Genomic DNA, 12,207 nt, shown 5'->3' with positions numbered 1-12,207 from the left:
AGAGCCGGTTTTTTTGTGCGGTGGCGGTGGCGAAACCGCGCATCTGATTAGCTGGCAGTTGGCGGCTGCTGATCGCCGGAAGCTGGAGGCTGCTCGCTGACAGCTCGCCGCCGCCAATAGGCCAGCGCCAGCAACAGTCCACCGGCGAACACCATCGGCAGCGACAAAATCTGCCCCATCGTCACCCAATCAAACGCCAGATAACCGAGATGCGCGTCCGGTTCGCGGACAAACTCGATCATAAATCGGAACATTCCATAGCCGAGCAAAAACAACCCGGAGACCGCCATCATCGGGCGTGGACGGCTGGAAAATAGCCACAACAGCGCGAACAGCGCCAGCCCTTCGAGCGCCGCTTCGTACAACTGCGAGGCATGAACCGCCGGACTGAGCAGCGCCGTGCTGGGTTGATCGGCGCATTCAGTCGGAAACTGCGCACACGGAAGCTGAAAGCCCCACGCAACATCGGTGCGATGGCCCCAAAGTTCGCCATTGATAAAGTTCCCAATGCGCCCAGCAAACAAGCCCGTCGGCACCAGCGGCGCGAGAAAATCGGCCACTTGGAAAAACTGCCGCTGATAGCGTCGTGCAAAGAGCGCAATCGCCGTCAACACACCGATCAAGCCGCCGTGAAACGACATGCCGCCTTCCCAGACTTTGAGCAGATTGAGCGGATTGGCGAGCACCTGTTCAAAGCCATAAAACAGCATATAGCCAAGTCGTCCGCCGACGATCACGCCGATGACGCCATAAAAAATCAGGTCATCAACCATCTCCGCCGTCCAGCCGGATTCAGGACGTCGCGCCCGCCAGCGCCCGAGCCACCAGGCACACGCAAAGCCAAGCAAATACATCAGCCCGTACCAATGAACTTTGAGCGGGCCAAGCGCGAGCGCAACCGGATTGAGATCGGGATAAGTGAGCATGATGCAGAGAATCTAGGCAACAGTGAGCGGTTAAAAAAGGGTTAATCGTAGCGCACAGCCTGAGCGCGGCTGGCTTTGTTCGGATTGCGCAGCAGCACATAGACCGCGCCCGTGCCCCCATCGCGGCGGGTGGCGGAACAAAAGGCTAACACCTGATCGTAGAGTCGCAGCCAATAGTTGACCTTGCTTTTGAGCACCGGAGCGCGGGTGCTGGAACGCATCCCCTTGCCGTGAATAATCCGCGCACAGCGCACGCGCTGCCGCGCACACTCGGCGAGAAATTCCGCGAGAATTTGCCGCGCATGTTCGGCCTGAAGACCGTGTAAATCGACTTCTAAGCCAATCGGTACCGCGCCACGCTGTAAATCGGCCAACAGCCGCTGCTGGATCCCGGGACGGGCAAATAGTAGATAGTCATGCGTTGCGACTTCGCATTCAGCCACAGCGCGATTGGATCCCAGTTCGGGCAGTTCCAGCGGGCGCGGACGGGGATAGGGTGGCGGACGTTGACGAAACGGCTCCGCGCCCTCGAAAACGAAGGGTTCAGCATCCTCAACCTGTTCGCGGAACAGCGAGCGGTCGCTGTCCTGAAGTTTAGATTTCATCGATGATCGGTGATCGGTGGATGGCATGGCAGCGGAATCGGCAGCAAGTATAAGCTGCCATCCCGCGCCGGACGATATGGGGCGCGGTTGGGAATTGGGAATGGCAGATTGTGCGCCATACAGTATCATCGCTGGTGATTCACGGGCCGCACAGATAGATCACGAATATCATGAAGATCCTTGTCAGTAACGACGACGGCTATCAATCTCCGGGCTTGATCGTGCTTGCCGATGCCTTGCGCACCCTCGGTGAGGTGCAGGTCGTCGCTCCCGAACGCGATTACAGCGGTGCCAGCCATTCGCTGACTCTCAAACGGCCCCTGCGCATCCGCCATCAGCCGAACGGCTTTATTCAGGTCGATGGCACGCCGACCGATTGCGTGCATTTGGCGCTGACCGGATTGCCCGGAATTGAGCCGGATATTGTGGTATCTGGTATCAATCATGGTGCCAATCTCGGCGATGATGTGCTCTATTCGGGCACGGTCGCAGCGGCCACTGAAGGGCGCTTTTTGGGTCTGCCCTCGATTGCGATTTCAATGGTTTCCTACACGCCGCAACATCTGGACACCGCCGCTCAGGTCGCGGTGCAACTGGTGGCGCGTCTGCGCGAACAGCCGCTCGAACCGAGCATTATCCTCAACGTCAATGTCCCGGATCGTCCGTATTCGGAACTCGCTGGGTTTAAAGCGACGCGCTTAGGTCATCGCCATAAAGCCGAGCCGATCATTGAGGCCCGCGATCCGCGTGGTCAGACGATTTATTGGATCGGCCCGGCTGGCCCAGAGCAGGATGCTGGCCCCGGAACGGATTTTGATGCGGTACGCGCTGGCTTTGTTTCGATCACGCCGCTGCAAGTCGATCTCACCCGTCATGCGGCCTTAGCGTCGCTGGATGCGTGGTTGACCGGATGCGCCTGATGCCTGCCCGTCGCACGCTGGATCCCGTCGGGATCGGCATGACCTCCAGACGCACCCGCGAGCGGTTGATTCAACGGCTGATTGACGCGGGGATTGAGTCGCCTGAGGTGCTGCGGGTGTTGCGCGAACTGCCGCGCCATCTGTTTGTTGATGAGGCGCTGGCGAGTCGTGCGTATGAAGATTCCGCGCTGCCGATTGGCTATGGCCAGACGCTCTCGCAACCCTACACTGTGGCGCGGATGACGCAGGCACTGCTGGAACTGGGCACAGCGGATACCGTGCTAGAAATTGGCACCGGCTCAGGATTTCAGACCGCTGTGCTCGCGGCACTGGTGCGGCGCGTGTATACCGTCGAGCGCGTCAGTGAGCTGTACGAATGTGCGAAACAGCGGCTAGAAGCACTGGAAATACGCAATGTGCGTTATCGGCATGACGACGGCGCACAGGGCTGGCGCGACTATGCGCCCTATTCGGCGATTCTCGTTACCGCCGCGCCGCGTGGCATTCCGCGAGCACTTGCCGAGCAGTTGGCTCCGGGGGGCGTGATGGTGCTGCCGATTGGCGAGGGGCCGCAGCAGAGTCTGGTGCGCTTGGTGCGTCGTGGGCGCGGCTTTCGCCATGAGATTTTAGAACCGGCGAGCTTTGTGCCGTTGCTGGCGGGGGTGGCGTGAAATGAACGAGCCGAACGCATCAACGCCCGCAACTTTCCCCCGTCCCCAACCAAAACCCCAAGCTCTTGCGCAGAAAATCCTGCCACGGCATGTAATGCGAGCCATCGCACGAAAAATTCAGCCCGACCATGCCATTAAATAAATTAAGCGAGCCGGAGCGCAGATAAATCGTTTCATCCATAAACCGTAATTCGCGGAAAGTGTGAAACACCTCGGCAACCCGTGATTCAGGAATTGCTGCTTCAGTCGGATAATCGCGTTGCGGATAGGCTAAACAAATCCCCGGGTCGGCGAGGTCTTCATAATCAAGCAAGCGATAACGATAGGGATCATCGAGCGTCCATAAGGTCGCGCGTGAACTGGAAAAATGCAGCTTACCGTGAAAAACTCCGTGCGCTGTCATCAATTCACCCAGCAGCGCCAGCACTTCATCCATTCGCGCATCCATTAAACTCTCAACGCGCTCTTGACTAAAGAGTCCACCGCGAATGGCGGGATCGCCTTTAAGTTGCACCCAATCACCAGACGGTTGATACAGCTCGCGGGTTAAGGGTAATTCCCGCAAATCGAAATCCGCGCCGAGAAATCCGAGCCAATCACCCGCTGTATTCTCGATGCGCTGAATAGCCGTCAGTGACGGGCGACGCGCATTGCGGCTCAAATACACCGGCGAGAGTGAAAAGCGTTCACCAGCTAATGCCTCAGCGAGATAGGGACGGTCGCGACGGTCGCGGCCGAAATGTTCCGGCAGCAGACCATCGGGGGCGATATTGGCGGTGAGTTGCTGGGCGTCGCGGTCGAGAATATAGAGATATTTGCACGAGGGTAAACGCGGACGGGCAGCGAGCAAGAGCTGTTCGAGTGCGGTGCGGTCTGGCCAGCAGTCACGGGCTTGAAGCGCCAGCCGTTCTAATAAACTGGCGAGCCATCCGCGCAATAGCAGACGTTGACGGGCGACGGCGGTTTGCAGTGCTGCACTCATTCAGTCACCCGAACACTGAAGATCAAATATTGAGACAGGATTAACAAGAGTATTCAGGATGAACAAGAAAAAAATCCTGTTAATCTTGAAATATCCAGTTAATCCTGTCTAATTTGCATCATCGTCCCTGACTGAATTTATAATCCCATCTTCTCAAAAAAGCTTTTCACGCCATCAAGCCACGAATGCGATTGCGGATTATGCCGCGATCCGCCTTCTTGAACACTGACCTCAAATTCGCGCAGTAATTCTTTTTGGCGTTCAGTCAAATCAACCGGCGTTTCAATCAGTACCCGACAAATCAAATCGCCGACTACACCGCCGCGCACTGGTTTGACACCTTTGTTGCGCACGCGGAACATTTTGCCAGTCTGGGTGCCGGGCGGAATTTTCAGCATTACCTTGCCATCGAGCGTCGGCACTTCTAATTCTCCGCCAAGCGCCGCTATGACAAAACTAATCGGCACCTGACAATAGAGATTGGCATCTTCGCGGGTAAAAATCGGGTGCTCTTTGACCTGAATCTGGACATAGAGATCGCCCGCTGGCCCGCCCTGCTCACCGCGTTCGCCTTCGCCTGCTAATCGAATGCGGTCGCCGGTGTCCACACCCGCTGGCACCTTGACCGAGAGCGTTTTTTCTTCCTGAATCCGCCCGCGTCCGCGACAGTGCGGGCACGGCTCTTCGATCACCGTCCCGCTGCCACGACACTCAGGACAGGTCTGCTGAATGGAAAAAAAGCCCTGCTGCATCCGCACCTGACCATGACCGCCGCAAGTCGGACAGGTCTTAGGCTTGGTGCCGGGTTTAGCGCCGCTGCCGTTGCAGAATTGGCAGTCCACCCAGGTCGGAAGCCGAATTTTGACCTCTTTGCCGGCGACCGCTTCTTCCAGCGTCAACGCGAGGTCATAGCGCAGATCGACCCCGCGCTGTGAGCGGCGCGTACCGCCTCGGCCACCGAAAATATCGCCGAAGACATCGCCAAAGATGTCGGCAAAATCCCCGGGCGCACCGCCGCTGAAGCCGCCAAATCCTGGCCCCGCGCCGTCTACACCCGCGTGGCCAAATTGATCGTAGGCCGAACGCTTCTTGGCATCGGTCAGCACGTCATAGGCCAGCTTGGCTTCTTTGAATTTGGCCTCGGCCTCGTTGTCGCCCGGATTGCGGTCGGGGTGATATTTCATCGCCAGCCGCCGAAATGCCTTCTTGATGTCGGCTTCACTGGCGTTGCGCTGAACCCCCAGCACGTCGTAATAGTCGCGTTTTGCCATGTAATGATATCCGGCAGATGCGCTCGGTGCGCCGCGTCATCACGGCCACCGAGCACACGCGCCTAGCCTCTTAGCGTTTGTCGTCCTTGACTTCTTCAAACTCGGCATCGACCACGTCATCCTGCGCACGTTGGCTCGTACCCGCATCAGCGTGTTCGGCTCCGGCACCAGCCGCCCCCGCATCGCCCGATTTAGCATAGAGCCGCTCGGCCATTTTGCCCGAGACCTCGCCAAGCTGTTTGGTCAGCGATTCGATGCGCTCTTTATCCTCGCCTTTCATCGCCTCTTCGAGCGCCTTCATTGCCGATTCAATCGCGTCTTTTTCGCCGCTTTCCATTTGCTCGCCGAGTTGCTCCAACGATTTGCGCGTCGCGTGAATCATGGTATCGGCTTGATTGCGGGCGGCAATCAATTGATGGAATTGGCGATCTTCTTCAGCATGGGCTTCGGCATCCTTAACCATCTGCGCAATTTCAGCTTCTGACAGACCTGAAGACGCTTTAATGACAATCGACTGCTGCTTGCCGGTTGCCTTGTCTTTTGCTGAGACATTGAGAATACCGTTCGCGTCGATGTCGAATTTCACCTCAATTTGCGGCACGCCACGCGGCGCGGGTGGAATATCCGACAAATCAAAACGCCCGAGTGATTTATTCCCGACGGCGCGTTCACGTTCGCCCTGTAATACATGCACGGTCACAGCGGTTTGATTATCGTCAGCGGTCGAAAACACCTGCTGCGCCGAAGTCGGAATTGTGGTGTTTTTCTCAATCAGCTTGGTCATCACCCCGCCGAGCGTCTCAATACCGAGCGACAGCGGTGTTACATCCAGCAGCAATACATCTTTGACTTCACCGCCAAGCACGCCGCCCTGAATCGCGGCACCAATCGCCACCGCTTCATCTGGGTTGACATCGCGGCGCGGGGTTTTGCCGAAGAATTGCTCAACCTTTTCTTGCACCTTCGGCATCCGCGTCTGACCACCGACGAGGATCACTTCATTAATCTCGCCTGCGGCTAATCCGGCATCTTTCAGTGCAATCCGGCACGGCTCCATTGTGCGTTCGATTAAATCTTCGACCAATGATTCGAGCTTCGAGCGGGTGAGCTTGACATTCAGATGCTTCGGCCCAGTTTGATCGGCGGTGATATAGGGCAGATTGATGTCAGTCTGCTGACTCGATGACAGCTCAATCTTGGCTTTTTCTGCCGCTTCTTTGAGCCGTTGCAGCGCCAGCGGATCATTGCGCAGATCGAAACCTTGCTCTTTCTTAAAGGTCTCGACTAAAAAGTCAATAATCCGCAGGTCGAAATCTTCGCCGCCGAGGAAGGTATCACCATTGGTTGACAGCACCTCAAATTGATGCTCGCCTTCAATTTCGGCGATTTCAATAATCGACACGTCAAAGGTGCCGCCACCGAGGTCATAGACGGCGATTTTTTGATCGCCGCGCTTTTTGTCCATGCCGTAAGCGAGTGCCGCTGCCGTCGGCTCGTTAATAATCCGCTTGACTTCCAGACCGGCAATGCGTCCGGCATCTTTCGTCGCTTGGCGTTGCGAATCATTAAAATAGGCCGGCACGGTGATGACGGCTTCAGTGACGGCGTGACCGAGATAATCTTCGGCAGTCTTTTTCATCTTTTGCAAGACTTTGGCCGAAATTTCCGGCGGGGCCATTTTTTTGCCGTTGACTTCGACCCACGCATCGCCATTATCCGCTTTGACGATTTTGTACGGCACCATATCCTTATCTTTGCCGACGACTGAATCTTCAAAGCGTCGCCCAATCAGGCGCTTGATGGCAAATAGCGTATGTTGCGGATTTGTCACCGATTGACGTTTAGCCGATTGACCGACTAACACTTCACCGTCACCGCTATATGCAATAATCGAGGGCGTGGTGCGATCCCCTTCCGCATTCTCGATGACTTTCACATTGTCGCCTTCCATCACGGCCACGCAAGAATTGGTGGTACCGAGATCGATGCCGATAATTTTTCCCATTTGAGTGACTCTCCGAAAGCGTTTAAATAAGCGCAGTGTGCGCTAAATGATGTCTGTAGTTGGGGCGTATCCCCAAAATCTTCAAGTCGCTTCAGCGTGAATTGCGTTCAATTCAGCATTGTAGCAATCCAGCTATTCAGCCGCCGCCGCTGGCGCGGACACCATCACCAGTGCCGGACGCACCAGTCGTCCATTGAGCGTGTAGCCTTTTTGAATCACCAACACGACGCTATTCGGCGGCACATCGGCACGCGGCTGCATCGACATCGCTTGATGAAATTCGGGGTTAAACGGCTGATCGAGCGGATCAACCACGCTCACGCCGAATTTTTCCATCACATCGCCGAGCAGCTTGAGCGTCAGTGCCGTACCCTCGCGCAATTTATCGAGATCGGCGCTGGCTTCTTGCGCGGCCTGATAGCCGAGTTCCAGACTGTCGCGCACTTGCAACAGCTCGCGCACAAAGCCGTCGAGTGCGAATTTATGTGCTTTTTCAAGCTCTTGCGTATGCCGCCGCTTGAGATTTTCCAGTTCAGCGCGGGCGCGTAACACCTGATCGCGGCTGTCCTCAATCTCGGCGCGAGCGGCATCCAGAGCCGCGCTCAGTTCTTCAAGCGAGCGTTCCTCGGTCTGTGACTCCGAGGCGCTGGCGTTCGGATCGGCATGACTAAAGGTAAGCGTGTCATCTTCGCCAACTGATACGGCGGCTGACTGGGACGCTTCGGGAGCTGCCGACTCCGAACGCTGGGGTTCCGTACTCATGCGATTTTAAACCTCCGCAAATCAGGTGACGCACTGGCTTATTGATGCACCGGCGCACTGGTCATCAGCCGCGTCATCCTTTCAGTTAAATAAACCCGGTCAATCAGATAGATCAATTATGACGCAATCGGATTGATTATTGACGCAATGCCGCCGATAACAGCCGCGCTGTGACATCGACAATTGGAATCACGCGCTGATAATCCATGCGCGTTGGGCCAATCACGCCGAGCACACCGACGACTCGTTCTTCAACCCGATAAGGGGTCGTGACGAGGCTGCAATCATCGAGCAGCGCATAACCAGATTCTTCGCCAATAAAAATCTGTACTCCATCGGCGGCAATACAGCGGTCGAGAATATGCAAAATTTCGTGTTTTTGCGTGAACGCATCAAATAAGGATTTCAGCCGCTCCATGCGGGCTAATTCGCCAAATTCCATTAAATTCGTCTGACCGGCAATATAACAATCATCGCGGCGTTCAGTGTCTGCCATCACATCCTGCGCCAGCGTTAATGCCTGTCGCATCATTTGATCCATGTGCGCATGGGTGCGTTGTAAATCTTCCAGCAGCCGCGTGCGCACATCTTTAATATCTTGGCCGGTGAACATCTGATTGAGATAATTCGCCGCCTGCTCTAATTGTGCTGGGGAAAATCTACGTTCAGTGTTTAGAATCCGATTATGCACGGCCCCTTCGCTGGTAATTAGAATCGCTAACACCCGTGATTCGGAGAGCGGCAATAATTCAATCTGGCGAAAGGCTTGGCGCTCATGGCGCGGAAGCATCACCACGCCAGCTAAATGCGTCACGCCCGAAAGCAGATTCGAGGCGGTTTCAATCAAGGCTTTGGAATCCAGCCGCGCATCAAACTGGGTGCGCAACGCGGCGATGTCATCCTCGGAAGGCGGGCGCACCGTCAACAGCGCATCGACAAAGAGCCGATAGCCGGCCGCCGTCGGCACCCGTCCGGCTGAGGTGTGGGGCGCGACGATCAAGCCCAGATCTTCCAGATCGGCCATGACATTGCGCACGGTCGCTGGGCTGAGATCCAGTCCGGTATCTTTGGCCAGCGTGCGCGAGCCGACCGGCTGCCCGTCGCGGATATACCGCTCAACGAGTGCCTTGAGAAAATGTTGCGCCCGCTCACCAACCTGCCCTTCAGCAGTTGGGCGGTTGTCGCTGGCCGATAGGCGTTTCCCAGTAACCACGGTGTTTAATACCGGCTGCCCGCGTGGTGCGCAGTTAGATGAATCGAAGGTGATGGGGCGCGGGGGCGCCCTGTTCGTGTTATTTTAGCACTCACTTCAAGAGAGTGCTAACACGCAATTTAGGCATTCGCAGGCCGCCTGTCAAGGCGCGACGCGCTGGCGGCAGCCGATGTTGCGCAAGCATCGAAAAGGTCTAGCGCCATTGCTAGAATCGCTGCGGGGCGTCAGTCGGCGCGATCCTTCTTGCTCTTCACACAGGACGTTCTTGATCCTCATGTCCGGTTTCCAGACTCTCGGCCTGATCGCCAAGCAAGGCGACCCGCAACGGGTGCGCGGCACGCTGGTGCGACTGCGCGAGCATCTGCGCACGCGGGCGCTGACGGTGCGCCTCGATGCCGAAAGCGCCCATCTGCTCGCTGCGCCCATCGGCGAGGCGCTGACCCTTGAGCAACTCGGCGCGAGTTGTGACCTGATTGTGGTCGTCGGCGGCGATGGCACGCTGCTGCACGCGGCGCGGGTGATGGCCGCATTTGATGTGCCGCTGCTGGGGATCAATCTCGGGCGGCTGGGGTTTTTGGTCGATGTCTCGCCCGAACAGCTCGAAACGACGCTCGATCACATCTTAGCGGGAGAATTTGAGTCAGACCGCCGCGCTTTGCTCAATGCGCAGATTGTGACCGATGCCGCTGCGGAGACCGCCGCCGATCTTGAACCCGAGGTGGCGCTCAATGATGTGACCATTCACAAATGGGGCACGGCGCGGTTGATTGAGCTGGAAATCTGGATCGACGGGTTATTTGTCAGCGCCCAGCGTTCCGACGGCTTGATCGTCTCGACGCCGACCGGCTCGACCGCCTATGCCCTGTCCGGCGGCGGGCCGCTGGTCGATCCGGCGCTCGATGCGATGCTGCTGGTGCCGATTTGTCCGCATGATTTGAGCAATCGCCCGCTGGTTGTTCCGGGCAGTCGCATGATCGAGGTGCGGGTGCGCGGCCCCGAACAGGGGCATGTGCAAGTGACCTGCGACGGTCAAACCGATCTGCGTCTGCCGCCCGGAGCGCGGGTGCGCATCACCCGCCATCCGCACACGGCGCATCTGCTGCATCCCAAAGGGCACAATCATTATCAGATTTTGCGCGCCAAGCTCCATTGGGGCGGGCATTACATCAGACGGACTCCATCATGCTGACCTATCTTCAGGTGCGCGATCTGGCCATCGTCAGTCATCTTGAACTCGAATGTCGTTCGGGGATGACGGCGCTGACCGGCGAGACCGGCGCGGGCAAGTCGATTCTGATTGACGCGCTTGGGCTGGTGCTCGGCGATAAAGCCGATGCCAGTTTGATCCGCGCCGGACGCGACCGCGCCGAGATTCTGGCCGAAATCGACCTCAATGCCGCCACTGATGCGCGTGATTGGCTGCTCGAACAGGGCTTAGAGGACGAGGGCGCGTGCGTGGTGCGGCGGCTGCTGGTACGCGAGGGGCGCTCGCGGGCGTTTATCAATGGTCGCGCTGTGACGACAGCACAGGTGCGTGAGCTGGGTGAACGGCTGGTCGATATTCACGGCCAACATGCGCATCAATCGCTGTTACGTCCCGCTTCACAACGTGAACTGCTCGATGCTTACGGCGGACACAGCGAACAGGTAACGGCGGTGGCCACCGCTTTTCGGACATTTCGTGACCTCGATCAGCGGCTGACCGCGCTCGAAGCAGCCAGCGCCGACCGCGCTACACGCTTGGATTTACTGCGCTTTCAGGTTGAAGAACTGTCGGCGCTGGGCTTGAGCGTCGCGGCGATTGAAGGACTGGATCACGAACAGCGCCGCTTGAGTCATCTGGGGCATTTGCAAGAAACCGTCGGGCGCGTGCTGGTGCGCTTGGCTGAAGGGGAAGCGGCGATTGCCGATCAGTTGCGGCGGGCGACCCGCGAAATCGAGGAACTGACCGCGATTGATGCCGCCCTGAGCGAGAGCCGCGAATTGCTGGAAACCGCAACTATTCATGCCGGTGAAGCGGCGGCCGGATTGCGGCGCTATCTCGATGGGCTGGATCTCGATCCAGCGGCCTTACAAGAGGTCGAATTGCGCGTCGGGCAACTGCATGATTTAGCGCGAAAATATCGCGTCAAACCGACGGAACTGCCCGACTTGCTCGATCAACGCTGCGCCGAACTCGCCGCACTTGAACAGTCCGACGTGACGCTCGGCGATCTGCGCGAACAGCGCGAGCGGATGTGGCGCACCTATCTTACGGCCGCTGCGGAACTCAGCCGCGCCCGCCAGCAGGCAGCAGCGCACTTAACCGAGACCGTCACGCGCTCGATGCAACAACTCGGCATGAACGGCGGCCAATTTAGCATCCAGCTTGACCCGCTACCCGAGGAACGCGCCACGGCCAGCGGCTTGGAGCGGGTCGAGATGCTGGTGAGCGCCAATCCGGGCCAGCCGTTGCAGCCGCTGGCAAAGGTCGCCTCCGGTGGCGAACTGTCGCGCATCAGTCTGGCGATTCAGGTGGCCACTGCCGAATGTGGGCGCGTGCCGACGCTGGTGTTTGACGAAGTGGATGTTGGCATCGGCGGCGGCGTGGCCGAGATTGTCGGACGGCTGTTGCGACAGCTTGGCAGTTCGCGCCAAGTGCTCTGTGTCACGCATCTGCCGCAGGTGGCCGCGCAGGCGCATTATCAATTGCGGGTGCGCAAAGAGACGCTCGACGGCCAGACGTTTACGCGGCTCGAACCGCTCGACGAACGGGCGCGGGTTGATGAGATTGCGCGGATGCTTGGCGGCACGGAAATCACCGCCCGCACCCGCGATCATGCCAGCGAAATGCTCGATTGGCGGCACTGAGC

The 12,207-nt window shown here is 57.9% G+C and carries 11 protein-coding genes; 4 read left to right on the top strand and 7 right to left on the bottom strand.

Annotated elements, in window-relative coordinates:
* Nucleotides 1–47: 47 nt before the first annotated feature.
* Together lgt and BLW10_RS05710 are read right to left on the bottom strand one after the other, a co-directional pair.
* Entirely contained in the window at nucleotides 48–926 is an 879-nt protein-coding gene (gene lgt / locus BLW10_RS05715) for a prolipoprotein diacylglyceryl transferase (RefSeq protein ID WP_091332962.1), read from the bottom strand.
* Between the two features lie 41 nt (nucleotides 927–967).
* Entirely contained in the window at nucleotides 968–1,531 is a 564-nt protein-coding gene (locus BLW10_RS05710) for a Smr/MutS family protein (protein WP_091332958.1), read from the bottom strand.
* Between the two features lie 170 nt (nucleotides 1,532–1,701).
* On the opposite strand from BLW10_RS05710, the gene surE reads away from it, so the two are divergent.
* Together surE and BLW10_RS05700 are read left to right on the top strand one after the other, a co-directional pair.
* The gene (gene surE / locus BLW10_RS05705) at nucleotides 1,702–2,451 is read left to right on the top strand and encodes a 5'/3'-nucleotidase SurE (RefSeq protein WP_091332957.1); all 750 of its coding nucleotides are present in this window, start codon (nucleotides 1,702–1,704) and stop codon (nucleotides 2,449–2,451) included.
* The gene (locus tag BLW10_RS05700) at nucleotides 2,451–3,122 is read left to right on the top strand and encodes a protein-L-isoaspartate(D-aspartate) O-methyltransferase (RefSeq protein ID WP_091333029.1); all 672 of its coding nucleotides are present in this window, start codon (nucleotides 2,451–2,453) and stop codon (nucleotides 3,120–3,122) included. The genes surE and BLW10_RS05700 overlap by 1 nt, the downstream gene beginning before the upstream one ends.
* Nucleotides 3,123–3,141: 19 nt before the next feature.
* On the opposite strand, the gene BLW10_RS05695 is transcribed toward BLW10_RS05700, so the two are convergent.
* From BLW10_RS05695 to hrcA, 5 genes are all read right to left on the bottom strand, one after another.
* On the bottom strand, nucleotides 3,142–4,104 hold the full coding sequence (locus BLW10_RS05695) for a PDC sensor domain-containing protein (protein WP_091332955.1): 963 nt from the start codon (nucleotides 4,102–4,104) through the stop codon (nucleotides 3,142–3,144).
* A gap of 137 nt (nucleotides 4,105–4,241) precedes the next feature.
* Nucleotides 4,242–5,375: a molecular chaperone DnaJ gene (gene dnaJ, locus BLW10_RS05690; RefSeq protein ID WP_091332954.1), complete on the bottom strand. Its 1,134-nt coding sequence runs from the start codon at nucleotides 5,373–5,375 to the stop codon at nucleotides 4,242–4,244.
* Nucleotides 5,376–5,445: 70 nt separating this feature from the next.
* Complete coding sequence (dnaK, locus tag BLW10_RS05685) at nucleotides 5,446–7,380, bottom strand: molecular chaperone DnaK (RefSeq protein ID WP_091332952.1); 1,935 nt, start codon at nucleotides 7,378–7,380, stop codon at nucleotides 5,446–5,448.
* Between the two features lie 132 nt (nucleotides 7,381–7,512).
* Nucleotides 7,513–8,142, bottom strand: coding sequence for a nucleotide exchange factor GrpE (grpE, locus tag BLW10_RS05680; protein WP_091332950.1), 630 nt, complete (start codon nucleotides 8,140–8,142; stop codon nucleotides 7,513–7,515).
* 136 nt (nucleotides 8,143–8,278) lie between these two features.
* Nucleotides 8,279–9,355 carry a heat-inducible transcriptional repressor HrcA gene (gene hrcA, locus BLW10_RS05675; RefSeq protein ID WP_091332949.1) on the bottom strand — a complete coding sequence of 359 codons (1,077 nt, stop codon included), beginning with the start codon at nucleotides 9,353–9,355 and terminating at the stop codon, nucleotides 8,279–8,281.
* Between the two features lie 274 nt (nucleotides 9,356–9,629).
* On the opposite strand from hrcA, the gene BLW10_RS05670 reads away from it, so the two are divergent.
* Together BLW10_RS05670 and recN are read left to right on the top strand one after the other, a co-directional pair.
* Complete coding sequence (locus BLW10_RS05670) at nucleotides 9,630–10,544, top strand: NAD(+) kinase (protein ID WP_091332947.1); 915 nt, start codon at nucleotides 9,630–9,632, stop codon at nucleotides 10,542–10,544.
* Nucleotides 10,538–12,205 carry a DNA repair protein RecN gene (gene recN, locus BLW10_RS05665; RefSeq protein WP_091332946.1) on the top strand — a complete coding sequence of 556 codons (1,668 nt, stop codon included), beginning with the start codon at nucleotides 10,538–10,540 and terminating at the stop codon, nucleotides 12,203–12,205. Before BLW10_RS05670 ends, recN begins: the two co-directional genes overlap by 7 nt.
* Nucleotides 12,206–12,207: the final 2 nt, after the last annotated feature.

This window comes from Allochromatium warmingii, assembly GCF_900107145.1.
Taxonomy (GTDB): domain Bacteria; phylum Pseudomonadota; class Gammaproteobacteria; order Chromatiales; family Chromatiaceae; genus Thermochromatium; species Thermochromatium warmingii.
The sequence above is the reverse complement of the archived record's forward strand: the minus strand, read 5'-3'. Positions and strand labels throughout refer to the sequence as shown.

Bases quoted from the DNA above. Each gene is read 5' to 3' on its own strand.
- lgt (WP_091332962.1), bottom strand. From the start codon at position 926: ATGCTCACTTATCCCGATCTCAATCCGGTTGCGCTCGCGCTTGGCCCG.
- BLW10_RS05710 (WP_091332958.1), bottom strand. From the start codon at position 1,531: ATGAAATCTAAACTTCAGGACAGCGACCGCTCGCTGTTCCGCGAACAG.
- surE (WP_091332957.1), top strand. From the start codon at position 1,702: ATGAAGATCCTTGTCAGTAACGACGACGGCTATCAATCTCCGGGCTTG.
- BLW10_RS05700 (WP_091333029.1), top strand. From the start codon at position 2,451: ATGCCTGCCCGTCGCACGCTGGATCCCGTCGGGATCGGCATGACCTCC.
- BLW10_RS05695 (WP_091332955.1), bottom strand. From the start codon at position 4,104: ATGAGTGCAGCACTGCAAACCGCCGTCGCCCGTCAACGTCTGCTATTG.
- dnaJ (WP_091332954.1), bottom strand. From the start codon at position 5,375: ATGGCAAAACGCGACTATTACGACGTGCTGGGGGTTCAGCGCAACGCC.
- dnaK (WP_091332952.1), bottom strand. From the start codon at position 7,380: ATGGGAAAAATTATCGGCATCGATCTCGGTACCACCAATTCTTGCGTG.
- grpE (WP_091332950.1), bottom strand. From the start codon at position 8,142: ATGAGTACGGAACCCCAGCGTTCGGAGTCGGCAGCTCCCGAAGCGTCC.
- BLW10_RS05670 (WP_091332947.1), top strand. From the start codon at position 9,630: ATGTCCGGTTTCCAGACTCTCGGCCTGATCGCCAAGCAAGGCGACCCG.
- recN (WP_091332946.1), top strand. From the start codon at position 10,538: ATGCTGACCTATCTTCAGGTGCGCGATCTGGCCATCGTCAGTCATCTT.